The following is a 25373-nucleotide window of genomic DNA, read 5'->3' as shown; positions in this document are numbered from 1 at the left end:
ACACACTCTTTCACACATAAACAAAAGACAAAAAGTCCCACTTTTTCCAATTCACTATATATAGAAATGGAAAAAAGAGGACTATTTTATCAATCCATTATCACTAAAACTATAAAAGTCATCTTTAGTAACGATTAAGTGGTCTAACAATGTAATATCTAAATACTGACCTGCCTTTTTTAGCTTTTGAGTTAGATTTTTATCTGCTTCGCTTGGGGTTAAATTTCCACTTGGATGATTATGGGAAATAATAATACTACTTGCATTGCATTTAAGAGCTACACTAAACACTAATTTCGCATCTACCACAGTAGCAGAAACACCTCCTTTAGAAAGCGGATAAACACCTAAAATCTGGTTACTCCTATTCAGCATTAATATTTTAAACTCCTCTTGTAATTCTATGGTAGAATCACTCCAGCAAGCCCTTATTATATCATAAGATTGCTTACTATTACTTATTTTTAGTCTATCACTCCTGTTATTTGAGTATGAGACACTTATTTCTGAAATTTTCATATTTTTAAATTTAGTTTCCTAGGAAAATAATTACCAATTTACTTGCATCTTAATTTTGGAACATATACCTTTGCCAAAGAAGTTTCTTTCTGAAACACTTCAGAACAATTCTTCGCAAAAAGTATATAAATATGGTTGAGGGGAAGAGCTATGAAGTTTCTTTCTTTTTGGTTCTTTTTCTTTCTTAAGCAGAATTAAAACCTATTAATACTATCTTATTCTTACCTTCAAGATTAATAATATATCCTTATAGAAAGTGTAAACTAGCTACAGCTAGACTATTTTTTATTTATGAAGGTATGAGCAAACAAGTATAATAAAGTAAGGGTATTTTAAAACTCAAAAAACAAAGCCCAATCTATTTACATAGACTAGGCTTATATTTTTACTCTGCATGTTCAAGAATTCCATTCTTTGAAAACACATCAGAGTTTGCAATAACATTCTGCTCATACTTAACAGCAGTCTGTTTTGGCTTAACAGCATCTTCTGTAACATACACCCATCTATGGGATAATGTTATTTCTTCACCTGTTTCCTTAACAACATATTCAAAAGGCTCACAGTCCTCTTTAATGATGCTTCCTGGCATTTCTGTACCAATCAAACCTGTACAGGTCTGCTCATCAAATGTTGAAGGGATATAAGCTTTCTTGGCAGTAGCATAAAAGTTACCTGTAACCTTGCTTAATACCATTTCAATTCCTCCTTGCAGTTCCAAAACAAAGAATGATGTTCCATCCTCTTTCTGTCTCTCTTTGTAGTTTACGATTCTAACCATTGTTCTAAAATTTTTGAGTTGTAGTACACCACACAGAAAATCAATCCTCCACAGCATATAAATTACAGCTATCAACTTGAATTTATTTATCCTGCTAGAAAATTATCTTTACTATATAAAGTGGTGGGGGAATCTCTATCCCCAGAAATGGGTGGGGGTTTTGCACAAGGTACTCAGCTCTCTCATATAGCATCCAAAAAAAAATTTTTCAAAAATTTTTTATATCAATAATTCTAGTTAGATTTAGACAATATTTGACAAGAACTAATTTGACTACCAAATGATACTCTCAGAATTACTAAAATCAAAAAGGGAAACTAAAAACCTATTACTGCGTGAAGTAGCTTCTATGATAGATACAGACACTGCTTTAATAAGTAAAATTGAAAAAGGAGATAGAAAACCTACTAGAGAGCAAATAGATAAATTGGCTATTGCTTTAGATATTGAACATAGTAAACTTTTAAAGTTATGGCTTAGTGAGAAAGTATATGAAGATGTAAAAGGAGAAGAAGTTGCTATAGACGCCATTAAAATAGCCTTAAAAAGAATTAAATCAGAAGAAAAGAACTAACTGTATGCCAACATTAAACTGGATAGGAAAAGAAAAAGTAATAAACCATCATCAAGATGTACCCTATAAAACATTAGAGCCTCAATACACCTTTACTAATAGTAAGGAGGGTAAAGATGCTACCTCGCAAAATAAAATTATACATGGTGATAACCTAGAAGCCTTAAAAAGTTTATTGCCAGAATATGAAGGCAAAATAAATTGTATCTATATAGACCCTCCTTATAATACTGGTGATGAAAAGTGGATTTATAATGATAATGTAAATAGTCCTAAAATAAAAAAATGGTTAGGAAAAATAGTTGGTTCTGAAAGTGATGATTTGTCTAGGCATGACAAGTGGCTATGCATGATGTATCCTAGATTAGTTTTACTACACAAACTTCTAGCTAAAGATGGTGTTATTTTTATTTCAATAAATTTCAAGTATGAACATGCTCATCTAAAATGCTTATGTAATGAAATTTTTGGAGAAAGGAATTATATAGGTGAATTAACTTGGGAATCAACTACCCAACCAATTAATTCAGGTTCTGCAAGATTTGGTCTTCAACAGAAAGTTGAGCCTATTACATTTTACGCTAAAAACAAGAATAGCATTAATGGCTTTTTATTAGAAGAAATTGAAAGTGGACTTAAGTACCCTCATCAAGGGATTTTAGGAAAGTGTAGGTTTGAAATTATTGAAAAATCTGATGCTGGTGGCTACCAAAGAGACACAATGAAGTTTGAAATTTTAGGGCAGAAACCAAGAGATGGAAAAAGGTGGCAAATTGGGATAGATACAGCTATAGAGTTAGAAAAAAATAATAGATTAGAAATTATTGATGGTTTAGTTAAAAAAGCCGTTTACCCTGAAGATGAATTAGAAAAAAGAAAATTTATTCCATTTTGGTCTCACTTTAGCTCAGAACAAGTTGGTTCTGCTTTAAATGGCAAAGACATTTTAAATGAAGTTATGGGAGAGGCTGTTGGATTTGATACAGTAAAGCCTCCTAAACTCATAGAGGAATTAATTTCTCACCTACCAAAAGATTCGATTATTCTTGACTCCTTTGCAGGTTCAGGTACAACAGCTCACGCAGTACTAAATCTAAACAAGCAAGATGAAGGTAACAGAAAATTCATTTTAGTAGAAATGGAAGACTATGCCAATACCATAACTGCTGAAAGAGTAAAAAGAGTAATTAATGGTTATGGAGAAGGCTCTAAAGCTATTGAAGGTACTGGTGGAGATTTTACATACTATGAGTTAGGAGAACCTTTATTTTTAGATAATGGCTTTTTAAATGAAGATATTGCCTTAGATAAAATACTAGAGTATGTTTGGTATAGTGAAGCTAAAGCTCCTTTTATCAAACCTAAAGAAGATTATCTATTAGGCGCCAAAAATGATACTGCTTATTATTTCTATTACCAAAAAGATAGTATAACTACTTTAGATGAAAGCTTTTTAAGGTCTATTAAAACCAAAGCTAGTCAATACATTATTTATGCAGATAACTGTTTGCTAGACCAAAGCATTATGGATAAGTATAATATTGTTTTTAAAAAGATACCAAGAGATATAACTAGATTTTAAACACATAATTTAAAAATATGTTGTGCATGTAGTACAACACATGCACAAAAATACGTACTTTGTTGTGCATGTTTAGCTGTTATTAACAATGTAACAGATAATATTGTGCATAAGACTATAAAAGATGACAGAAATAACCATAAAACCATTACCTCCCAAAACAAATTGTGAATCAGTAGCAATTTTAAAAGCTTTAACAAAGGCTAGTAGAGCTCTTGGAGAATTAAAAGGAGAAGTTAAAAAAATTCCAAACTCTCAAATACTTATTGATACACTGTCTCTCCAAGAAGCTAAAGATAGTAATGAAGTAGAAAACATAGTAACCACAGATGATGAACTATACCAAGCTGCTGTAGATGAAGATGTCACTTCAATTGCAGCAAAAGAGGCTAAAAATTATGCAGATGCTTTAAAACTAGGTTATAATGTTATTAAAGAAAAAGGTCTTTTAACTACCAACGATATTATTAAAATTCAAAAAAAAATAGCTCCCAATCATCCAATAAGAAAAGTTCCTGGAACAGTTTTAAAAAATCCCAGAACTGATGAAGTAGTATTTACACCACCTCAAAATTATAATGAAATAAAATCTTTATTGGAGAATTTAGAAGTTTATATCAATAGTCCAGAATTTCATGATATAGATAGCTTAATTAAAATGCCAATTATACACTACCAATTTGAAAGCATTCATCCTTTTTATGATGGTAATGGAAGAACTGGAAGAATTATTAATATGCTGTATTTAGTACAACAAAAACTATTAGACATTCCTGTTCTGTATTTAAGTAGCTATATCATTAGAAACAAAAATGATTATTATAGATTATTACAAGAAGTAAGAACAAAAGACTCTTGGGAAGAATGGATAATATGGATGCTAAAGGGTGTAGAAATAACTGCACTTGAAACAATTAAAGTAGTTAACAAAATAAAAATATTAATGGATGACTATAAAAAAGAAATTAGGTCAGAGTTTAGCTTTTATAGCCATGACTTAATAAATATCTTATTTAAACATCCTTACACAAAAATTGATTTTCTTCAAAGAGAGTTAGGAGTTCATAGAAACACAGCTAGTAGTTACCTAAATGCATTGACAGACCATGGTTTATTGACCAAAGTTAAAATTGGTAAAAGTAATTACTACATCAACCAAAAATTATTTAACACACTTACCAAAAGGTAAATTACGCATTTAAACTAATGGAATTAAAACCATACCAACATAAAGTCATTAAAGATTTAGAGCATTTTTTGTCTTACACACAAAAAGAGGCTACACCTGCAAAAGCATTTAATCAATACTGGGAAGATAAGTTAGGCATACCCTATACCCCACAATTAGATGGTTCTTTTACAGGTATGAAACCTTATAAAGATAATATTCCAAATGCATTACATATAGCCATAAAAGTGCCTACTGCTGGTGGTAAAACATTTATTGCTTGTAATGCTATACACACTATAAACAAGCATTTTTATCAAGGTAATGCAAAAGCAGTTGTTTGGTTAGTCCCTTGGTCTAATTTATTACAACAAACAGTAAAAAACCTTTCAGACTCTAATCACCCTTATAGAGAAAAGTTAAATAGCCTATTTGGTAACAGAGTTGAAGTGTATGAAAAAGACCAACTCTTACAAGGTGCTAATTTCAATCCTACTTCTGTAACAGAACAGCTAAACATTTTTGTTTTCAATTTTAGTAGTTTACGTATAAACTCAAGGAAAAAGGATGATAGAAAAGTGTTTCAAGAAAATGGTGCTTTAGAGTCTTTTAGAAACACTATTGTAGATAAAGACCTTGTGTTACCAGATACAGATGAAACTGCTTTAATTAATGTTATAAGAAGCCTAAACCCTATTGTAATTGTAGATGAAAGCCATAATGCTGAAAGTGATTTAAGTGTTGAAATGCTGAACAATCTAAACCCATCTTTAGTTTTAGATTTAACCGCTACACCTAAAGAAAACAGTAATATCATTTCTTTTGTAAATGCATTGGCTCTTAAAAAGGAAAATATGGTTAAACTTCCTGTTGTAGTCTATAATCATCATAAAAAAGAAGAAGTTATTACAAGTGCATTGCACTTACAAAGGCAATTAGAACTTTTAGCTATTGAAGAAGAAAAGCTAACAGGAAAATACATAAGACCTATAGTGTTATTCCAAGCTCAATCTAACATTAAAGGAAAGAACAACACTACTTTTCAAAAGATTAAAGAGCAGTTAATTAAGATTAAGATTCCAGAAGAACAAATAAAAATAAAAACAAGTGGCATTGATGAGCTAAAAGGTATTGACCTAATGGCTAAAGACTGCCCTGTTAAATACATTATTACAGTAAATGCTTTAAAAGAAGGATGGGATTGCCCAAATGCATATATTTTAGCATCATTAGCAGATAAATCTTCCCCTGTGGAAGTAGAACAAATTTTAGGTAGAGTATTAAGACAACCTTATGTAGTAAAGCATAAAGAAGCGTTATTAAACATGTCTTTTGTGTTAACAGCTTCAGCAAAGTTTAATGAGACCTTAGATAGTATTGTTAAAGGTTTACAAGAATCTGGTTTCAGTAAAGATGATTATTATGCAGAAGAAGCACCTGAAGAAGAATTAACTCCAAATGAAATACTTACAGATAACTTATTTTCAAATGAACCTGAACCTGACAGCTATGTTAAATCTGATGAAGATTTTGATGTCGAAGCTGTTGAGTTTAATCCAGAGGAAGAAGTTACATTAGATACTATTAGTCAACAAAACACTTTAGTATCTCATATTACAGAAAAGGCAAAGGTTGAAGGACAAACTTTTGAACAGAAAGTAAATGATATTGAGATTGATGATACCACTTCTATTTTTACAGATATTATGAAAACTGCACCTAAAGTTTATAAATTAGACTCCCAATTTAAAGAAGTTGCAACTACTATTAAATTACCTCAATTCTTTAAAAAAGTGGAAGAAGGTGAGCTTGATGGTGTTAGTCTTTTTGAAGAATTAAATTCTGAAGACCAATACCTAAACAAGGTTAGTTTACTTGATGGTTTTAAGTTATCTAATTACAGCACACAAGTAACTTTTGATGATATTTCTAAAGAGATATACGCAGTAGATTTTAATGAGCAGAAAAAGACTGCTACAGCCCAAAAAGTAAGTAAGAGAGCAAAGGATATTCTAGTTGACACCATATTATCTAAACCTAAAGCATCACAAGTAAACCAAATTAGTAGTATTATCGTTTCTAAACTTGGTGACATGACACCTATTTCGCAACAAGAATTACAAAAATATGTCAGTCGCGTTTTTGATAATCTATCTAGTGAGCAAATTAGAGATATTGTAGATAATGATTTTATTTATGTAAAAAAGATTAGAGATAAAATCAATGAACTAACAGACACTTATGCTAAAGAGCGTTTTAAAATTCTTATAGATAGCAACAAGATTGTTGTAAAAGAAAATTTTGAGTTTCCTGAAACATTAACCTTTTTAAACCCTAGTACCACTATTGGCAAATCTCTATATGATAGAGAAGCTAGTATGAACAATTACGAGCAAAAAATGATTATGGAAGTTGCCTCACTTGAAAACATAGTCTTTTGGCATAGAAACCTAGAAAGAGGTAAAGGGTTTGCTTTAAATGGGTTTAGTTCTAACCATTATCCAGACTTTATTCTTTACACTAAAAAAGGAAACATCATACTATTAGAAACCAAAGGAGATGTCTATGATAATGATGATAGTAGAAATAAAAATATTTTAGGTAAGACTTGGGCTGAAAAAGCAGGAGATAACTTTAAGTACTTCATGGTATTTGAATCTAAACAGGTTGAGAATACTTATACAGCTAGGAGTGTCATTGAGGTATTAAAAGATTTGTAAGATGAGTAAATTGATTTCTAAAATAATCATTGACAATGTAGCCAGTTACAAGGAACCTACAGAAATTAAAGACTTGAAAAAAATCAATTTCTTTTTTGGTAGTAATGGTACAGGAAAGTCTACCATAGGCAAATATTTACAGGCTTTAAAAGAAGCAGAAGACAAAGAAAATGTAAAGGAATTTGAGCAATGTTCCATTCAAGGTTATAATCAAGATGAGCATGAGATTATAGTTTTTAGTCAAGATTTTATTGAAAGAAATTTTATTAAAGCCAAAGATATAGCTGGCATTTTCACTTTAGATGAAATAAATGATAATATAGAAAAGCAAATCAAAAATGAACAAGACAAAATTAATAAATGGAATGAAATTCTAAATAAACTTGAGGAGCAAAAAATAGAACATGAAGATTCGAGAACAAAAATCTATGAAGGTAAAAATGGAATTCTTCAAAAATGTTGGGACATAAGAAAAAAAGATTTTGAAAATAATTTTTCCAAACTATTTAAAATTTTAGAATTTAAAAAACGTGAAACACATTACAATAAATTAATATTAATTTTAAAGAACAAAGAAGAACAAAAAATTGACTACGAAAATTTAAAAGATGAATATCAAAAACTATATGAAAAAGTAATATCAAAAATTGAGCAATCTTTCAATTCAGATATGTACAGAAAAATCAGAAGACTTGAAAGACAAATCAACACTAAATTATCTCTCCCTTTTACGGGAAATAAAGATGTAGATATTGCCAATATGATTGAAACTTTAAATATCAATAAATGGGTAGAAGAAAGATATATTCAATTAGACAAATCTACTTTACCACAAAAGTGTCCTTTTTGCCAAGAAAAAACCATAAATAAAGACTTAATACAACAATTTGATAATTATTTTGATAGAACTTATACAGAAAAAAAAGAGGCTATTAAAAACTTAAAAATCCTCTATAACTATCACACCAAAGAATTTGTTTCTCATCTAAAGAGTATAAAACTTAACTATCCAAACAAATCTGATTTAAACCAATTAATAAACAAGTTAGAGAAGTTTTTTGAAAAGCAAGAGAAAATAATTCAGGATAAAATAGATAACACAAATAAAGAGCTTTCAATTACAAGCCTCAATTCATGCATTCAAGACCTAAAAAGAGTTATTATTACAGTAGACTCTAACAATGAGAATTTTGAAAAACTTGATGAAAAGAGACAAGAATTAATCCAAAAAATATGGAGTTACATGGCATTTCATGCCAAAGAACCTATTGAAGTATATAAAACCAAGAAAGTTAAAATTGAGAAGAAACTAAAGCAAATTAGAAACATAACTCATTATTTAAAGAATACTAAAATAAAAAATTCTAAATCTCTAATAGAAGCTAAAAGAAAAGATACTGCTAATACTGATACTGCTAAAGATGAGATAAATGAGATTCTAAAGAGTACAGGGTTTCATGGTTTTGAAATAGACAAAAAGGATGAAACAGAAAACAATGTCCCAAGATATTATCTAAAAAGACATAATGAAGAAGAAAATGATGTTTTTAGCACCTTGAGTGAAGGAGAAAAGAATTTTATTGCATTTTTATATTTCTATTGGCTTTGTAAAGGAACTGATGACCAAAAAAAGAAAAAAGGGAAGAAAAAAATAATTGTTATTGATGACCCTGTTTCCAGTTTAGATAGTCAGGCACTTTTTGTGGTAACAACTGTTATTCGTGAATTGATAAAAAATGAAGGACATAGCAAACCTCAAAAAAAAGAACTATTAAACAAAAGCATTAACCAAGTCTTTGTGCTTAGTCACAATTTATACTTCTATAATGAAGTGTCATATAATAATGGGTTTAGACTTATTTGCCAAAATATTAACCATTATAAAATATCCAAGCCATCACATAAATCTTTAATATCTAAAGGTACAGAATATAGTAAAATTGAAAATGATTACAATCTTATGTGGAGAGGTCTTTTTGAGCTAAAGGAACAAGAAGGCAGTTTTAATATTGTAATTGGTAATTTGATGAGAAGAATTATCCAAAGCTATTTACAATTTACTCACAATCATAATAAAGAAAGAGTGTCTTATGAGGCGCTAACTTGTACAACAAAAAAGATGTTATATGACGCCTTTTCTTCCCAAATTAATAAAGAAAGCCATCACATTAACCCAATGGAAGAACTAAGCTTTCAAAGAGTTTCAGGATTTAATAGTTTAGACAACAATACTCTTTTTGAAGTGTTTGAAATATTATTTAAAGATATAGGAGGTGAAAATCACTATAAAATAATGGTCAATAGTAGTAATTAAAATAACCCAACCTCCATATAAACAGAGATTGGGTTCTACTCAACTCAAAAACCAACGATGTTTAGAATCACCATTGATAGCATTTGCCAGACCTTGAGTAAAATCAAAGGCATTGACATTTCTTGATAGAAAAGAGTCTATGTAAGAGCTCTTATTGGCTCTGGTAAATAAATTATAAACTTTCCACAGGTTTATGTCTCCATTTTCGTTTCTACAAAAGCTTTCATCCTGATAATAGTCTTTGGCTACTGTAGAAATTTGTCCATCATTAAGCATTAATTCTGGAATTAGAGCCTTTTCCTGTTTAGGTAAAAAGTTATATAATCTTGCTCTACCTAAAAGTTGAGCAAATTGTTTTTCAGTAATACTCTGTTGTGATAACTGCTTCATTTCCTGTAAATGAGATTGTGCATTGTAATTCTCTATTAAGTCCATAATTTTAGACTGTAATTCAGAATAGTTCCCTACTCGCATTTCATCTTGATACCCATCTGTAGAAACACATAGGTTACAACACACCATATTTTGAAAACCTACAAAGAACTTAAATTTCTCATAAGATTTCCTGTTATACAGGTTTTCTTGGTTGTAAGCTCTTACACCTCCAACTGTTAATGATACATTATGACCATTTATGTTTTCTGTAATAGATGGTATTCTAATGATAAATGCCATTCTTTCAAAGTACTGTGTTTTTTCATGTTCTAAAAGCTCTTTTACAGGCTTGTAAATAGCATCAGCAGTTCTCCCTTTAATTTGATGAGAAACTCTAACCTCTGGCACTTCTATTGTATGATGTGAAAAGACTTTACCAACACAATCTTGAGCTATCTCTATAAACTCTTGATGTGCTAAAGTCTTTTCATTATCTTTTGAAAATACTGGAATAATGCAATCATGCTTTAAAGTAGAAAGGCTAACCTCCTTTGTGTTAGCCTCTATAAATGGGTTATGTTGATATACTTTATTTTCTGAAGGTATTTGCAAAGGATGCACAATTTCAGGAATACCTTCAGGATTATTAAATACTCCATTACGTTGCTTGTTAAGCTCTGTTACTGATACTATTTCCATTTTGACTAAAATTTTCTGGTTTAACTAATTGTTCTAACTGGTCTTTTTTAGCTTGATACAAAGCTTTTAATGGCAACTGAAAACTAGGATACTCTTTGTATAGCTCCATTAACTGACTAACAGATAAGCAATCTTCTATCCTTTGTTTTACATCTTCTTCTTTTATAGGAGATGTACACCATTCTAAAATGCGTTTTCCTGTAGAAGTATTTATCATAAATTCAGGCTTTCCAGAAAATAGATTAGTTCTGTCCTTGCTTGCTACAGCAAAGTGCTTTATATCTATATCAAACACAATGGTAAACTCATAGGAAACATCATCTCTTTGTACAGCTTTAAGACCAACTTTTTCAGGAACATATTTTCCATCTTTTTGTTGTAGTACATAATCCTGCTTTGTTCTCATTGTAGCTATAACATGTGCATCACATTGTAAAATCTTATTGATAAATGCTTTTTGTCTAGGTGTAACTTTGTTCCAATTAGCAAAAGAATTCCCAGGTAGTTTTGAATGGTAATCTAAAAGCTCATCCCACACTTGAGATATAGAATCTAAAATTATCACTTCCATTCCTGCTTCTTCACAAACAGAAATAGCTTGGATGAATTTCTCTGGTGTATAAGGTGGTTGTAATGGTAATACATTGTAGTTACCTAAATGAGCATAAAGGTCTGCTGAACCATTCTCTGTATCTATTACAGCTACTTTATCCAGTTGGTCATTAGTCAGTCCTTTAGCAAGTAAAAGAGAGCTTAAACTCTTGCCTGAGCCTGATGAACCTTGCAGAGCCATTTTAATTTTTGCTTGTTGTCTTTCTGATTTTCTTAATTGCATAATTTTATGTTTTTGAAGGTTAATATTAAATTGAATTGTTTTTAAGTTGAATCTGAATAGATTCAGTACATAATGAAAAAGACCCTCATAAAATGAGAGTCTTTATTGTTATTTAGGTATTCTTAAAACGGCATAGTTTTTCCAAAACACTATATAGATGAATGGAAAAAGATGTCCTTTTTTTTTATAAAATTTCTTCTGGTAAGTCTTTAAAAAGAAGATTAGGTAAGTTTTCAACTTTTTTTGATTTGACTAAATAAACTCTAGTCTTAACATTATTAACTCTAATTGTATCTTTCTTTTCACAAAAGAAAACATTTATTGTTAAGTTGTAGATTGTATTCATTTTTTTTGAAGGTAATCGCTCTTTTTCAAAAGTGTTTTTAAGAGGAAAAATCCCTGTACTTAATAAAGTATCATTAGATAAAAGATATTTAATATCATTCTGAAAACTAATTGCTTTATACTCTACTTCAAATGCTTTTTTTGCTTGCTTATCAATGTAGTTATGTTTCTTATAAGTTTCTATATTTAACTCTATTACATCAACTAAATGTTTCCAATTTTTATAAGCATTAACAATATGCAATTTAGACTCAGGTATTTTCTTAAAATCCTTTGCTTTAATTGAGCTCATCACACAAGACTTTAGATAAAGTTGAAAAACTTCAGTCTTGGTTGTATCTTGAGAATTAAAGAGTATAATTTTTAAAATATCTAAGAGTACTTTTGCTTTTTCAGAAGCGCCTATCTTTTTCTTGTCTAGAATTACTATGATAGAAAAAATGAAATTTTTAAACAACTCTATTTTCTCAAAAGGTTTTAAATAGATATAAAAATAATTTTCTTCTATAACCTCAATATCATAAAGTATGTCTTCAACAATCTTTTCTAACTGCTCATATTGCCAAGGTGTATTTAAGTAAATTCTTTTTATGAAATTAATATCTTTCAATCTACAGTTTAAAAACTGATTTGTAAGTGATGCCCATAAAATATAAGCTGGTAAATCACCTCCAAAAAAACCTCTAACTAGATGTTTTTCACCTTTATCTAAATTAAAAATCTCTTTAGTTGGAAACAGTAATCTATTTAATTTCCTATCTCTATTAGCTGTTTCTATTTTTTCTATTGCAAGTTCAACTTCTCTATAAAGTTTATTGTAGGTCTTATCTAATTCTAAACCTTGACCATTTATATATGAATAATCTATAGTTTTTTCTCCATACTTTTTACCCTCTTTAAAAACATCTAATATTGTGTTCTTTTGATTTGCTGTATAACTTAGAGGCAAAGTATCTTCATTAATATCTATGGGAGGAGGCATAAACAAATGTATTTCACCTTTTTTTCTTTGCCTTGCCAAAGCCTGTATAACAGTATTAGAACCCATAGTAAAAATCCCCTTATTATTTATGAACTCAACATTTAAGTCCTTAGGAAAAATCACAATATAAGTGTGCTCCTCATGTTCAATACTAATACCTGTACTAAATTTAGTCCCAATATTAATTTTATCCTTATCATAACCAATAGAACCATCATCATGACTAAATGGGTCATTAATACTTTTATTAATATCTGCTTCTCGACTTATAAATAATTGACCAATCCTACTTTTACTACTAGTCAATTTTTGTACTAGTTTCTTTGAATAGACAAGTATATCAAACTTCTTATCACTATCTAATAACTCTTTTATCAATTCAAAAAGAGTTTCATCTTTTTCTATATTCCTGTCTATATAAAAGTTTAAAAACAAATCACTTTGTCTCTCTTTTACTGGCAGTCTTGTAGATTCAATAATTTTAATAGTATTATCTGTAAATTCTGAAAGATACTTTATGACTTCTTTTGAAGCTTCATTATAAGTTGCACTTACAATATAGTTTTTGTGAACTAAACCATGATAGTTCCATAGCTTGTAGATGAACTCTTCTTTAAAGTTATGAATACTGGCATGTATTTCATCAAACACAAAAACTAATTTCATATCCGTTTTTTCACAGTAACCAAGTAACCTATTGAAATACTCTGTTTTTTCCCTAGCCTGAAACAAACTCTCTACAGAGTTCCCAAGTAATGCGTTTACAGTTAAAATATGAACATCAAAGTTTCTTATATTAAACTTATTGATAACCTCTTCTTCACTGTAAAGACTTCCCCATTCAGATTTTACTTCTTTCTCTTTATTATCAAAATATTTATCAATTTCTAATTGGTTAAAAATCCTATGTTTTGAAATGTCATTTTTTATACAAACTTCTTCATACTGCTCTATAAGACTTTTGAAAGGTACTGCAATAACAACAATATAATCTTTGTTATTAGCAAACTCTTTTATGACCTCTATAATAGCTGTAGTCTTACCTTGACCTACACCAGCATTGATAACAGTAGTATTTTTTTCATGAAGGTCTTTTGTTAAAATAGGTATCAAGTTATCACTTAAATAACCTTCATCATTTGGTTCAACAATCTCTTTTGGTTCTACCTTGTATAGGTTTTTATCAAAATCAGTATGATTTATTTCTTTAAACTCTATTGGAGTATCTTCAAAAAGGCTGTTATCAAAATCCATGTATAATATTTAACTGTGCCATAAATGTATTACAACACAGTTAATTTATTATCCTTTTTTCTTCAATTTCTTACTTAACTTACTCATTTGACTACTCACCTTGTGCTGAACTACTTTAGCATAATGCCTTTGTGTTATAGAGATACTTGAATGCCCTAGTAACTCAGAAACTGTTTCAATAGGAATATCATTATAAAGCAAAACTGTAGTCGCAAAAGTCTTCCTAGCTATATGGTGAGTTAATCTTTTATCAATCTCAACCAACTCCGCTATTTCTTTTAGATAAGAATTAAACTTTTGATTGCTAATCACAGGAAGTAATCTTCCTTCAGGTCTATACTTATCTAGAATTTTTGATGCAGTAGGTAACAAAGGGATTGAAACTTTAGATTTAGTTTTTTGTCTCATCATTTCAATCCAGATGCCTCCATCAAACCCTTTTATTAAATGCTCCTCCTTTAAAGTTGACATTTCTTGATATGCCAGTCCTGTATAACAACAGAAAATGAACATATCCTTAACTTGGTTCAACCTAGCTTGTCTGAAAATATGCTTTTCGAGTTTATCTAATTCTTTTTGATTTAGGTAAACTACTTTACTTTCATATTTTTTAGGTTTGTAAAGAATGAATGGGTCTTTCTTCAAATAGCCTTTTGCTAGTGCTAGTTTAATAATCTTTCTAACACGTTGAATACTCTTATTAATAGTAATCTGCTTTTGTTTCTTTTCAGATTTTAAGTAGAAATCAAAATCATCTAAAAAGTTTTGATTGATAGATTCTAGTAGTATATCTCCTTTCTTGTATTGGAACCGAATAAAGTTTGAAACATGATTCCTAGCCTCTGTAAACTTGTTATAAGTAGACTTTGAGTACTCAATACCTATTAGCTTCTTCATTCTATTGTTATGCAATTCAAATACCTCTAAAAGCGTTTTATTAGCCTTTACATTCTTTCCTACATACTGCAAATAGATATCTTCTACATCAAAACTCTCATTGTTAACTTGTAGCAACAAAAAAGCCTGATTAACTTTTTGCTTAATCAGGCTCAAATGAGTATTAATGTTTTCATTTTCTTTATTGAGAGGTATTGCTTTTTGTTTTTTACTGTTCCAACAATCTACAACAGTAAATAAGCCTGTAGAGAATACTCTTCTTTTTTTTAAATAAGTAATCCTACACTTTATAGGACACTTCTCCTGTTTATTTATTTTGGTTTTGTCAATTAAAAACAAAACACTTAACTTATTATATTTCATAATGTTCTGTTTTAAATTTTGGGGTACTTTTTTTAAATAAGGGTGTGCCTTTTTGTGTGCCTTTTTTTAGTTAAATGAAGGTAATCTGTACTTTAGTAAGAATCTAAAATAATTGCCAAACAGCTGAGTTTACTGCATAAAAAAAGAGTAACCATTTCTGATTACTCTTACTTAGTAGCGGGAACTGGACTCGAACCAGTGACCTTCGGGTTATGAGCCCGACGAGCTACCTACTGCTCTATCCCGCGATATAATTTTAAAAATGATTGTTTTAGCTTTTAACTATCGGTCCATAATGCCGATCAAATCATTTCCGACTGCAAATATACAACCCTTTTTAAATTTAGCAACAATAAATCAATAAAATATTATTGCTCTATGCTATCTGCCTGAAAATGTGTTAATTTTAAATTTAAAAATTTAACAGAAACTTGAATGGGGTTGCAACAAACCTCGCAATCTTCAATATAAACCTGATTGGATACAGAGCTATCCAACAACATAGAAATAGTTTCCCAACAATATGGGCAAGTAAAATAATGCGCTTCCATTTGAGTTTAAAATAAAAAAAAGATAACAATAAATTGCTATCCTTTTCTAATTTATAAAACTAATTTAACTCAAACTAATCTTTTTCAATATCCATTGTCGCCGTTGCGTTTTGCAACTCTAAATGCATTAAACTAGGTGGGTTTTTTCCAGAAACGCTTAGGTATTCTTTGTTTAGGTTATTGTCGCTTACCATAAAGGTATTTAGCTTTTTTAAATTCATAAACTCCATAGGCAAATCGCCCGTAAACTTATTACTCGATAACAATAACTCTTGCAACTGTGTTAACTGTGCAATCTCTACAGGTATTTCGCCTTCCATTTTATTATCCATTACACTTAGCTTTTCTAGTTTATTTAAAGCATAAATCTGGTTTGGTATGGTACCTGTTAAAAAATTACTACCCAACAAAAGCTCTTTTAGGTTGGTTAAGCCCATTAATTCTACTGGGATATTGCCTGTTAGTTTGTTACTGTATAATTTTAATGATTGTAATTTTGTTAGACTACCAAGTTCTGAAGGGATCTCGCCTTCAAAACCATTCATAAATAATTCTAAGGAGGTTAGCGCTTTTAAATTTGCCAATGCCGTTGGGATTTTTCCAGTTAATTTGTTAAAGCCTAAGTTTAACTGCCTTAAAGAGACTAAATTCCCTATTTCCTTTGGTAAATTTCCCTGAAGATTGTTAAACGGTAAATTAAGCGCCACTACTTTATGATCTTCAACGGTTACACCGTACCACGAATCCATAGAAGCGTTAAGGTCCCAAGTAGTGTTCCAGTCGCTTCCTTTTGTTGAATTGTATAAGGCTATTAATGCGTCTTTATCGTTAGTGGAAATGTTGGCAAAAGAATATGCTGATACCAAAAAGCACAACATTATAAGTTTTAAAGTTTTCATCCTAAAAATAGATTTGTGATTGTTTGCTAGACAAAAGTAGATCTAAATTAGACGAAATACTATTTTATTCGTTAAAATACATTAAATTTTAACATTTTATGCATTATACTTTTCGATCTCGGTCTGGATGTTTTCCCATTTTTGCATAAACCCCTCTAAATCTAATTTCTTTTTTTGATAGCTATCAAAGAAATTGGATTGAGACGTCACTTCTTCGTAATTCTTTTCTAAAGATAAGTCAATGGCTTTAATCTCCTTTTCCAACTGATTGATTTTCGACTCAACGTTGCTCAATTTGTTATTCAAGGATTTTATTCTTTTCTGGTCTTCGTAAGATTGTTGTTTTTTTACCTTTGGTGTTTCTTTTACAACGGTTCGTTTTTCAACTTCGCGCAAGCTCTCTACTTTCCGCAGATCCAAATAATAATCGATATCGCCTAGATATTCTCTTATTTTATGGTCTTTAAACTCGTAAACCGTATTGGTTAAACCCTGCAAAAAATCACGGTCGTGCGAAACAAGAATCAAAGTGCCCTCAAATCGTTTTAAAGCTTCTTTCAACACGTTTTTAGATTTAATATCCAAGTGGTTGGTAGGCTCATCCATTATTAAAACATTAAAGGGTTGCAGCATTAATTTTGCCAATGCCAAACGGTTGCGCTCGCCACCAGAGAGCACGCGCACGTACTTATCGACCTCGTCTCCCCTAAATAAAAACGAGCCCAAAATATCGCGCACCTTACTCCTGTTGGTTTCGTTTGCGGCATCAATCATGGTGTCGTGCACGGTTTTGTTGCCATCTAGATATTCTGCTTGGTTTTGGGCAAAATACCCAATCTGCACGTTGTGCCCCAATTTTAAATGCCCTTTGTGCTTTATATCGCCAACAATAATTTTGGCAAGCGTAGATTTGCCCTGTCCGTTTTGCCCAACAAAGGCCGTTTTGCTATCGCGCTCAATTAGTAAATCGATATGTTTTAAAACTTGATTATCGCCATAATTTTTAGAAACATCTTCAGCTTCAATCACCACTTTACCTGGAGTAATTGACACCGGAAAGTTTAAAGTCATCACACTATTATCATCTTCATCAACTTCAATGCGGTCAATTTTATCAAGCTTTTTTATCAGCGATTGTGCCATAGTTGCTTTTGAGGCTTTTGCACGAAACTTCTCGATAAGTTTTTCGGTTTGTTCAATTTGCTTTTGCTGATTTTTTTGCGATGCCAATTGCTGGGTTCTCAACTCTTCGCGAAGCACTAAATATTTCGTGTAAGGCTTCGGATAATCATAAATTCTACCTAACGAAATCTCTATGGTTCTGTTGGTTACATTATCCAGAAACATTTTATCGTGCGATACAATAACCACGGCACCAGCATAGTTTTTCAAGAAGCCTTCCAACCAAATAATAGACTCGATATCCAAGTGGTTGGTGGGCTCATCTAAAAGTAAAATATCGTTGTTTTGAAGCAGTAATTTTGCGAGTTCTATTCGCATACGCCACCCGCCTGAAAAGGTATCGGTAAGCTTGTTAAAATCGTCTCGTTTAAAGCCTAAACCTTGTAAAATCTTTTCGGTATCGCCCTGGTAGTTGTAGCCGCCCAAGATTTCGTATTGGTGCTGTAGCTCGTTAATATCTACCATAAGCTGGTGGTAGCCCTCACTTTCATAATCGGTGCGTTCTGCCATTTGGGTGTTAACCGCTTCCATTTTAGTTTCCAAGGCTTTAATTTCGGTAAAGGCTTCGTAGGCTTCTTCAAGTACCGTTCTTCCAAAAACAAAATCAATGTCCTGTTTTAAAAAACCAATTTTAAGCTCTTTATCGGCCGCAATTTGCCCAGAATCGGGCTCCATTTCTTTCGATAAAATTTTAAGCATCGTCGATTTTCCCGCACCATTTTTTCCAATAAGCCCTACCCTATCGCCGTTTCCTAGTTTAAACGTAAGGTCTTCAAACAAGTATTCGCCTTGAAACGAAATCGATAAATTATGAATGTTCATCATAGAAATGTAACTTATATCACAGAGCCTTTAGTATTTATATAGTATTTTTGCTTCTGCGATTGCGCATGCAAAAGTACATTAAAATATATGTTTAAAAAAGGAACAAAATTATATAGTATTTTTACGGGTACTTGCCCAAAATGCCACGAAGAATCTATGTTTAAAAACAAGAACCCCTACATGCTTACCGAGGCATTGAGCATGTACGAAAATTGCTCGAATTGCGGTACCAAATACAAAATTGAGCCGTCTTTTTTCTACGGCTCCATGTATGTAAGTTATGCCGTTGGTATTGCGTTTGCAACCGCAGCTTTTGTGATTTCGTTTTTTGTTTTCAATGCCGGCATACATGCCATTTTCATCTCAATAATAGCAACATTAATTGTTTTTATGCCGGTAATTTTAAGGCTTTCCAGAACTATTTGGATTAACTTTTTTATGCATTACAACAAAAATTTAGCTAAAAAATAATTTACCTATGGGCGTTACCACTCCCGATAACTATCGGGAGGTCGGGCTTTCACTACTCGCTTCCTCTCCCGAAGCCTCGGGATCGGCGAGCTCAAACATGCCGTTCAATCCCTAACGCAAATGCTCAACTTAAATTGATAAAACGTTTAATATCAACTTCATTATCCAAAGGCACCTCGTGTTCAATAAAATTATAAAGTTGCTGTGCCACATAAGGGCCAACCATAACACCGCGCGTACCCAATCCGTTTAGCACGTACATATTTTTGTAGGTTTGGTGCCGCCCCACCAATGGGCGCCTATCTTTTACCGTAGGCCGTATGCCGGCAACTTGGTTAACCACCTTAAACGGGCAATCTATTAGGTTTTTAAGTTTAGTTAACAACTCAGTTTTGGCCTTATCGGTAGTTTTATTGGTTGTTTCGCCCCAATTGTAAGTGGCGCCAACTATATATAAATCGTTTTGCAACGGAATTAAAAAAACTGCCGCTTTTAACACAAAATCGATCTTTAAATCTGGGGCTTCAATTATTAACAATTCGCCTTTTGTTGGCAGTAATGGTAGGGTATTAAAAAACGGGTTTTTATTGGAGCCAAAACCTTCGGCAAATACAATATGTTTTGCTTCTATGTTATTATATTTAATAGCATTATCTAAAATTTCAATTTGGCTGTAATTAAATTCGTTCTCAAAAAACAAGTCCTTTTTTAACAATTGGTTTTTATAGGCCTCTGTTAAGCACTTTACATCAATTCTGCCAGATTGTAACACTTTGCCATAACCAAAAGGGGCATCTATAAAATTATTTTCATTACTCATAATTTTAGTCGATAGGTAATCCGAAAGACCTGGTTTATCAGAGGCAGCAAACCAATCGTTTTGTTCTTCAAGCGATGCGAATTTGCGATACACCGGAATTTTATAATCTAACCTTACTTTTAACTTTTTCTCTAAATTGGCATACATGGGCAGTGCCACTTGTAATTGCGCTTTGCTTTTCCAAACCGAAGTAAACCGCTTTAAAACCACCGGATTGTACAAGCCGCCAGCAACCACAGACGATTGTTGCGATTTATCATCAAAAACCACAAAACTTTTGTTATGGGTGCTTAGTTGTTCGCAAAAACCAATACCCGCCAACCCAATACCAACTACTATATAATCTACTTTCATATGTTGCGAATATAATTAGAAAATAGATTTTAGCATACAGGAAACAACAATTTAAAATAAGGTATTAAAACTCTCTGCAATTGCAGGAATCTTATAACCGAGAAACTATTAATTGTAAAAAGCTACTGTTTTAATTTTAGGTAAAGTTTCATAACTTTATAAAAATTTTTTTATGAAAAAAAAAGCGTTCATACTAATTGCCATTTCTATACTAAGTTTTAATTTATCTAAAGCTCAGAAGGATCTTCCTCTAAGTTCATTTGATGTTTTTTATATAGGAATGTCAGAAAAAGAATTTCGAGATTCAATTACCTCAAAATATGAGATTAACAACGAAATAGTGCATACCCATACTAGTTTTGCTACTAAATCTGTTAAGTCATTGGATAAGTATAATTTACGCAAAAAAACTCTAACAATAAAACCCCCTAGTTACAAATTGGGCAATACAGGTTTAGTTTGTAATTATATTGATTTTGATTTTCTTAACGATCGTCTTTTAAATATTAAGCTAATTATGCCAGATTATAAATTGTCAGAAGAGGATATAAATTCGACAATAAAATACCTAAACAATAATTATGCGAACGAGTTTAAATCTTCGAGACATTATAAACATTCTGCTAGTTTATCTAAAGGGCATTATGTGCTGCACAGTGACACAATGATTAATGATAAATGGTCAGATTGTGGTAACAGTTTAACCTTTAGGTATACTGTGAAAAACAAGCATAAATACAAGAGAGAAAATTACCTATATCTAAAAGATAATGAAGCTAATTTTTTTTGGAAATACCATATTTTAATGACGGAAGAGTTTGAGTCAAAATCCTTAAAAGCATACAATGCATTTAGAAATGTTAATTTAGGAGGTAGTTTATCAGATTTTTTAAAAACTTATAACAAAGAGCTTACTTTTGTTCCTGATTCAATAGTAGCTAAAGCTTATAAAAACAATTCAGATGTTGGTGTTTATCAAATGCACGAAACCTACGTTGATGCTAATCCTGAACCTTTGCCTGATGTACGTTTAAATGAAATTCAGTACTTTTTTTATAATGGATTATTAACAACAATTACCCTAATTATTGATCCAAAAGTTGATGTTGTTAAACTTGAAAACTTGCTTAATCAGGTTTATGGTCCTGTTGATAAAATATTTTCTGACAATAATACTTTGCGAAAATTTAATGATTACAAAGAAAATTTAAAACAAAGTGCTTTCGGTTTTTCTTTGCAATACTACAGTGGTTCAAAAGAATATCCGCCTGCATTGACATATAAAAGCGATTATCTTTTTAATAAATGCCAAAATGAATATAAACTCAATAAAGCTGAATCTTTAAAGAGTGCGTTTTAAAGTAATCTGAGATTCGAAATTAAAATCCCTATAAAATAAATACTAAAATATTGAACGTTACAATTTTTAATAAATAGCAATTTGTTGGTTTTTCGTTTAAATAAGTTGGTAATTCAAGTATATTATAATAACCTAAACGTTTATAATAAAGGCTACAAAATTTTATACAGTATGCTCAAAAAATGATAAAGAAATTAGAAATCGCCAGAAATCTTTTAAACTGAAAATTTTAAATCCAAACAATTGATTATTATCAACATAACAAAATATTTTATACAACCTCAAAAGCAGTTTGAACCACTTAATAACGTTTATTGAAAAATAATATAGATACCAAGATTGATGAACAATAATAAAATGTAGTTAAATAACAGCCATGTCATAAATTTAACATAAACCTAAAAACAAAGGAAGTATAAAGTCTGGGCTAAACCATATAATTATAAACAACGTACTTATCTTATTATGGCGCTAAGGCGGACTTTTACGCTAAAACAAATAAAATTAACAAAGCCATTACGTATCTTGACTTAGCTTTAAACTCAGTAAATAATCAGTTGGAAAAAGACTATTTACGGAAGAAAAAATTATCCCTAATTAAAAATAAAACTGATTGAAATTTTTGTAGATTTATAGAAAAAAATGAAAAAGCTATATGTCTTAATATTTATAACTCTTATTCCTATTATTACTTTCGGACAAGCCAAAAAACTATACAGGCAAGCCACAAGGGCAACTAACCCAAAAGAAAAAATAGAGTTGTTCACACAGGTTATTGCACTAGAACCTAAAAATTTAGATGCCTATTTTTACAGAGGTATTGCAAAAAACGATGTGGGCGATTACTCTGGAGCGATATTAGATTACACAAAAATACTTTTTTACAAACCCGATGCCGATTCGTATTACAACAGAGGCAATTCCAAATACAATTTACAGGATTATTTAGGAGCAAAACTCGATTACGAACAGGCCCTGAAACTAGACCCGCAATTTATTGATGCGCAATACAATTTGGCCAGCACAAAATATTTTTTAGAAGATTATATGGGAGCGATTACAGATTTAAGTAAAATTATTGAAGTCGCACCAACCGAATCTAAAGCTTATACCCAACGTGCCAATGCACTTTTAGCTCTTAGAAAATATAAATTAGCCTTACAGGATTTTTCGATGGCCGTATTAACCAATCCGAATGCCAACACCTACTACAACCGAGGTTTAACGCATTTAAACATCAACTACTATAAACAAGCTAAAAAAGATTTTGATAGATCTTTAAATTTTGATGCCAACAATGATTCTGCTTATTTTTTTAGAGGGGCATCGCATTTACTGTTAGGTAAATACACTAAAGCCATTTCAGATTTTAATACTACTTTAAAATACAATGCTTCAGATTACGAGGCTATTTTAGGCTTAGCCATAGCTTACCATAAAATAAATGATACACAAAAGGCAAAACTAAACTTAAAAAAAGCCAAATCTTTGCTCTCTGATTTTTCAGAAGAAAGCCAGAGCATCAATTTGTTTTCAGATACCTACTGGTATAAAAATCAATTCTACTTTTTCAAACAAAACCTTGAGGCCTTAAATAACATTTAAAAAAAATCAGCCTTTATATTTTAACGGCAGATGCACCAATTTTTTGGTTTCAAAAAAATCTTCAGCATAATAATCGCTTAAATTATAAATAGTTGCCGTTTTGTAGGTTTTAAGTTCTTCGGTTAAATCGCCACCCTTTAAATAAAGTATGCCGTTTTTTAATTCGTGGTTTTGTTTTTTGGCAATCTTGCCTTTAACCCAATGCACAAAGGTTGGCATTGCAGCTACGGCGCGACTTACTATAAAATTGTAAGTGCCGTTAATATCTTCAACCCTGGAATGTGTTGTTTTTACGTTGGTTAAACCCAATCCCTCAACCACATCATCAACAACTTTTAGTTTTTTCGCTATGCTATCTACCAAATGAAACGAACATTCTGGAAACAAAATAGCTAACGGAATGCCAGGGAATCCGCCACCCGTACCAACATCTAAAAGTTTAGTACCAGCCTTGAACCGTATTAATTTCGCAATGGCCAAAGCATGCAGCACATGGCGCAAATAAAGCTCGTCTATATCTTTACGCGACACCACGTTTATTTTTAAATTCCAGTCTTTGTAAAGCGTTTCCAACTTGGTAAATTTTTCAATTTGGTCTTGGGTAAGATTTGGGAAATATTTTAGAATAAGCTCCATTTAAGTTAAATTTTCAGCAAAAATATACTTTTTATGTGCATTTTTTTATAAAAAAACAGTAATAGTTAAAAAGCATAATACCTATCTTTGCATTATGCTTAGTTATAAACTTAAGAATTAAAAATAGCACAATTAAAATGAATAGTATGAATAAAGAAACCCTTACGTTTTCTAGAACAGACTCCGCGAAATTTTTTAAAACACTTAACAAACGTGTTAACAACTATTTTAAAGAGAACAATATAAAACGTACAGGTAACTGGAAACTCTACCTAAAAGCTATCGTTATGTTTGCTTTATTGATTGTTCCTGTGGTTTTGGTTTTAACAATCGATTTACCTGCTTGGGCTCAAATTTTATCAATGATAATTACCGGTGTTGGTATGGCCGGTGTTGGCATGAATGTTATGCACGATGCCAATCACGGCTCGTTTTCAAGTAAAAAATGGGTTAACAAACTTATGGGAAGCAGCATTTATATTTTAGCTGGAAACGACTACAACTGGAAAGTACAGCACAACGTTCTGCACCACACCTATACCAATATTCAAGGCCATGATGAAGATATTGACGCTGGCAGGATTATACGTTTTTCTAAACACGCCAAATGGTTTAGATTTCATAAATACCAAAGATTTTATGCCTTCTTTCTTTATGGTTTGCTAACAGTAAATTGGGCTATCACTACCGATTTTATTCAAACCTACCAGTATTTAAAAAGAAAATTGGCTTATGGTAAACTGCCAAATCCTGCAACACAATGGACAAAACTAATCATAGGAAAAATAATCTATTATGCCATTTGGGTAGTTTTACCTTTATCGCTAGGTTTTGCATGGTGGCAAGTATTAATAGGCTTTTTGGTTATGCATTACACTGCTGGTATTATTTTAAGTGTTATTTTCCAATTAGCACACGTTATGCCAAATACAGAAATGCCATTGCCAGACGAAAACGGCAACATGAAAAACACTTGGGCAATCCATCAGCTATTCACAACCTCTAACTTTTCGCCTAAAAGTTGGATTGTAGAATTTTACACGGGCGGGTTAAACAGACAGGTTGAACACCATTTATTTGCCAACATAAGCCATATTCACTACAGAAAAATAGCTAAAATAGTTAAAGAAACAGCAAACGAGTTTAGCTTACCATATAATGAATATAGCACATTTTGGAAAGCCGTGGCCGAACATTACAGGCAATTAAAAGAATTGGGGCAAAAACCAAGTTTACCTCAACCCAGCTTAGCCTAATTTTAT

General features: G+C 31.3%; 20 protein-coding genes and 1 tRNA gene. 9 read left to right on the top strand and 12 right to left on the bottom strand.

Features of this window, described 5'->3' with window-relative positions:
• Nucleotides 1–81: 81 nt before the first annotated feature.
• Nucleotides 82–519, bottom strand: a complete 438-nt coding sequence (locus ACFSQS_RS00170; protein WP_388012225.1) for a JAB domain-containing protein — start codon at nt 517–519, stop codon at nt 82–84.
• A 385-nt stretch (nt 520–904) separates the two neighbouring features.
• The gene (locus ACFSQS_RS00165; protein WP_388012222.1) at nt 905–1300 is read right to left on the bottom strand and encodes a hypothetical protein; all 396 of its coding nucleotides are present in this window, start codon (nt 1298–1300) and stop codon (nt 905–907) included.
• A gap of 280 nt (nt 1301–1580) precedes the next feature.
• On the opposite strand from ACFSQS_RS00165, the gene ACFSQS_RS00160 reads away from it, so the two are divergent.
• From ACFSQS_RS00160 to ACFSQS_RS00140, 5 genes are all read left to right on the top strand, one after another.
• Entirely contained in the window at nt 1581–1874 is a 294-nt protein-coding gene (locus ACFSQS_RS00160) for a helix-turn-helix domain-containing protein (protein ID WP_147678669.1), read from the top strand.
• Between the two features lie 4 nt (nt 1875–1878).
• Nucleotides 1879–3456 (top strand): site-specific DNA-methyltransferase, encoded by a 1578-nt coding sequence (locus ACFSQS_RS00155; RefSeq protein WP_388012218.1) that lies wholly within the window; start codon nt 1879–1881, stop codon nt 3454–3456.
• A gap of 124 nt (nt 3457–3580) precedes the next feature.
• The gene (locus ACFSQS_RS00150; protein WP_388012215.1) at nt 3581–4645 is read left to right on the top strand and encodes a Fic family protein; all 1065 of its coding nucleotides are present in this window, start codon (nt 3581–3583) and stop codon (nt 4643–4645) included.
• 17 nt (nt 4646–4662) lie between these two features.
• The gene (locus tag ACFSQS_RS00145) at nt 4663–7344 is read left to right on the top strand and encodes a DEAD/DEAH box helicase (protein ID WP_388012212.1); all 2682 of its coding nucleotides are present in this window, start codon (nt 4663–4665) and stop codon (nt 7342–7344) included.
• Nucleotide 7345: 1 nt separating this feature from the next.
• Nucleotides 7346–9658, top strand: a complete 2313-nt coding sequence (locus ACFSQS_RS00140) for an AAA family ATPase (RefSeq protein ID WP_388012209.1) — start codon at nt 7346–7348, stop codon at nt 9656–9658.
• A 39-nt stretch (nt 9659–9697) separates the two neighbouring features.
• Here ACFSQS_RS00140 and ACFSQS_RS00135 read toward each other — a convergent pair whose 3' ends face one another.
• The 8 genes from ACFSQS_RS00135 to ACFSQS_RS00100 form a co-directional block, all read right to left on the bottom strand.
• Complete coding sequence (locus ACFSQS_RS00135; protein WP_388012206.1) at nt 9698–10732, bottom strand: DUF3871 family protein; 1035 nt, start codon at nt 10730–10732, stop codon at nt 9698–9700.
• Nucleotides 10704–11567, bottom strand: a complete 864-nt coding sequence (locus tag ACFSQS_RS00130; protein WP_388012203.1) for an AAA family ATPase — start codon at nt 11565–11567, stop codon at nt 10704–10706. Before ACFSQS_RS00130 ends, ACFSQS_RS00135 begins: the two co-directional genes overlap by 29 nt.
• Before the next feature lie 184 nt (nt 11568–11751).
• On the bottom strand, nt 11752–14148 hold the full coding sequence (locus tag ACFSQS_RS00125) for a DEAD/DEAH box helicase (protein WP_388012200.1): 2397 nt from the start codon (nt 14146–14148) through the stop codon (nt 11752–11754).
• A 48-nt stretch (nt 14149–14196) separates the two neighbouring features.
• Nucleotides 14197–15408, bottom strand: coding sequence for a site-specific integrase (locus ACFSQS_RS00120; protein ID WP_388012197.1), 1212 nt, complete (start codon nt 15406–15408; stop codon nt 14197–14199).
• A 175-nt stretch (nt 15409–15583) separates the two neighbouring features.
• Nucleotides 15584–15656 (bottom strand) — tRNA-Met (locus ACFSQS_RS00115).
• A 120-nt stretch (nt 15657–15776) separates the two neighbouring features.
• Nucleotides 15777–15959 (bottom strand): CPXCG motif-containing cysteine-rich protein, encoded by a 183-nt coding sequence (locus ACFSQS_RS00110; RefSeq protein WP_388012194.1) that lies wholly within the window; start codon nt 15957–15959, stop codon nt 15777–15779.
• A gap of 74 nt (nt 15960–16033) precedes the next feature.
• Nucleotides 16034–16858: a Two component regulator three Y domain protein gene (locus tag ACFSQS_RS00105; protein ID WP_388012191.1), complete on the bottom strand. Its 825-nt coding sequence runs from the start codon at nt 16856–16858 to the stop codon at nt 16034–16036.
• Between the two features lie 96 nt (nt 16859–16954).
• The gene (locus tag ACFSQS_RS00100) at nt 16955–18865 is read right to left on the bottom strand and encodes an ABC-F family ATP-binding cassette domain-containing protein (protein WP_388012188.1); all 1911 of its coding nucleotides are present in this window, start codon (nt 18863–18865) and stop codon (nt 16955–16957) included.
• An 87-nt stretch (nt 18866–18952) separates the two neighbouring features.
• Between ACFSQS_RS00100 and ACFSQS_RS00095 the strand changes: the two genes are divergently transcribed.
• The gene (locus tag ACFSQS_RS00095; RefSeq protein ID WP_388012185.1) at nt 18953–19336 is read left to right on the top strand and encodes a DUF983 domain-containing protein; all 384 of its coding nucleotides are present in this window, start codon (nt 18953–18955) and stop codon (nt 19334–19336) included.
• Between the two features lie 124 nt (nt 19337–19460).
• On the opposite strand, the gene ACFSQS_RS00090 is transcribed toward ACFSQS_RS00095, so the two are convergent.
• Nucleotides 19461–20510: an NAD(P)/FAD-dependent oxidoreductase gene (locus ACFSQS_RS00090; RefSeq protein WP_388012182.1), complete on the bottom strand. Its 1050-nt coding sequence runs from the start codon at nt 20508–20510 to the stop codon at nt 19461–19463.
• Between the two features lie 172 nt (nt 20511–20682).
• On the opposite strand from ACFSQS_RS00090, the gene ACFSQS_RS00085 reads away from it, so the two are divergent.
• Nucleotides 20683–21870, top strand: a complete 1188-nt coding sequence (locus tag ACFSQS_RS00085; RefSeq protein ID WP_388012179.1) for a hypothetical protein — start codon at nt 20683–20685, stop codon at nt 21868–21870.
• Between the two features lie 642 nt (nt 21871–22512).
• Nucleotides 22513–23475: a tetratricopeptide repeat protein gene (locus ACFSQS_RS00080; RefSeq protein ID WP_388012176.1), complete on the top strand. Its 963-nt coding sequence runs from the start codon at nt 22513–22515 to the stop codon at nt 23473–23475.
• A gap of 6 nt (nt 23476–23481) precedes the next feature.
• Here ACFSQS_RS00080 and rsmG read toward each other — a convergent pair whose 3' ends face one another.
• On the bottom strand, nt 23482–24111 hold the full coding sequence (gene rsmG / locus ACFSQS_RS00075) for a 16S rRNA (guanine(527)-N(7))-methyltransferase RsmG (RefSeq protein ID WP_388012173.1): 630 nt from the start codon (nt 24109–24111) through the stop codon (nt 23482–23484).
• Nucleotides 24112–24257: 146 nt separating this feature from the next.
• On the opposite strand from rsmG, the gene ACFSQS_RS00070 reads away from it, so the two are divergent.
• Nucleotides 24258–25367 carry a fatty acid desaturase family protein gene (locus ACFSQS_RS00070; protein ID WP_388012170.1) on the top strand — a complete coding sequence of 370 codons (1110 nt, stop codon included), beginning with the start codon at nt 24258–24260 and terminating at the stop codon, nt 25365–25367.
• Nucleotides 25368–25373: the final 6 nt, after the last annotated feature.

This window comes from Gelatiniphilus marinus (assembly GCF_042684345.1).
Lineage (GTDB): Bacteria > Bacteroidota > Bacteroidia > Flavobacteriales > Flavobacteriaceae > Gelatiniphilus > Gelatiniphilus marinus.
The sequence above is the reverse complement of the archived record's forward strand: the minus strand, read 5'-3'. Positions and strand labels throughout refer to the sequence as shown.